We start from the raw sequence: 1,383 nt of genomic DNA on the forward strand, positions 1-1,383 counted from the left end.
TCTACTACATTTAAGTTGTTTTGTTAATGTAAATATTGGAAGTGATTTGTTTGGGGATATGGTTTTATGTTAATTTAATTGTAGTTATCAAGTGGTATGTAATAGGTGATTAGTTATCTTCATAAAGATAATTTTTATTCATGACTAAGTCTTAGGAATAACTATATGGTTTATAAAGTTATATTGATTAAAAATGGATTTGAGAAAGGCATAAGAGATTTATCTTATAGGTATCTTAATGCTATATATAATAGATTATTTAGTGAGATTGATTTTAAGTTTCTTTGATAAGATTAAAACAGAAAAAAGGGGGTAAGTGATGCTTACTCCCTTTGATTTTATATGTTTGTTTATTTTACTGTTAAGGTAACTTTACCTACACCTGAACCGTATTCAACTTCCCAAACTCCTGTTTCTAAATGTGGAGGGAAATTAAAGGTTCCTGAAGAAACTCTTTGTCCTGCTTTAAAAGTAAAGCCTTGTTGATGTAATTTGCCTACTAACCAATGTAAAGAATTTAGTGGGTTTCCTAAAACTTCAGAAGAAACACCTGTAGCTACTTCTTTACCATTATGAGTTAATCTCATAGTTACCTTAGCTAAGTCTTCTAAATTAGCAAATAAATCACTAGTATTGTGCTCTTGACCAAAAACTACAAAGCCACCTACAGAGCCATCGCTCACCACTAAGTGTTTCGCTAAAGAAGGGAACCAATCTGCAAATCTAGCGTCAGGAACTTCTAAACCTGCTGCTACAGTGGTTTTGCGTAATAAGTCTTCCAAAGTATCAGTTGGTAATAAATCTTCTTTTGCGGTGAAAACTAATTCACATTCTACAAGAGCTTCATTTAATGAAGACAACTCTAAAGTCGCAGGTCCTTGAACAAAGCGAGTGTTTTCTAAAGCACCATATAGAGGACTATCTGAATTAAATAGTTTTTGTGTGCCTTCTGAAGTTAAAGAGACCTTATAACCGCCTACAGGATTATCTTTATAGGAGGTAAACTTAGCCTGTACTGCATAGGCTTGATCATCATCAGTAACTACTTCTAGCCACTCTTCTTTAACTAAAGCTTTATTTTCTTTATATGCTTTTGCTAATTCTTTTGCAAATTCTTCTTGTTTTTCAGTTAATTTAGGTAAATTTAATTGTGTCATATTTTTAACCGCCTTATCAACATAAATATTATTTAGTTACAAAGTTTTATTAGCAATAAAACTTTGTAGTCATGTTACTTATTAAGTAACTAAGAAATTTGTTTTTTGGATAAATCCATATTAAACGGAAAATAAATTTAGGTCAATATCAAAATTTATCAAAGAATAAGGATTTGTTATTAAAGCTTTGGAAAATAAGATAAAAATAAAGTATCTTTCTATCTAA

The 1,383-nt window shown here is 30.3% G+C and carries 1 protein-coding gene; it reads right to left on the minus strand.

What is annotated here, in order from left to right; genetic code table 11:
* Window positions 1-350: 350 nt before the first annotated feature.
* Window positions 351-1,157, minus strand: coding sequence for a 2-keto-4-pentenoate hydratase (locus CKF59_RS07780; protein ID WP_119535335.1), 807 nt, complete (start codon window positions 1,155-1,157; stop codon window positions 351-353).
* Between the last annotated feature and the right edge of the window lie 226 nt (window positions 1,158-1,383).

The sequence above is a fragment of the Psittacicella gerlachiana genome (assembly GCF_003585965.1).
GTDB classification, from domain to species: Bacteria; Pseudomonadota; Gammaproteobacteria; order Enterobacterales; family Psittacicellaceae; genus Psittacicella; species Psittacicella gerlachiana.

Coding starts and splice junctions, on each gene's coding strand:
- CKF59_RS07780 (WP_119535335.1), bottom strand. CDS start 1,157: ATGACACAATTAAATTTACCTAAATTAACTGAAAAACAAGAAGAATTT.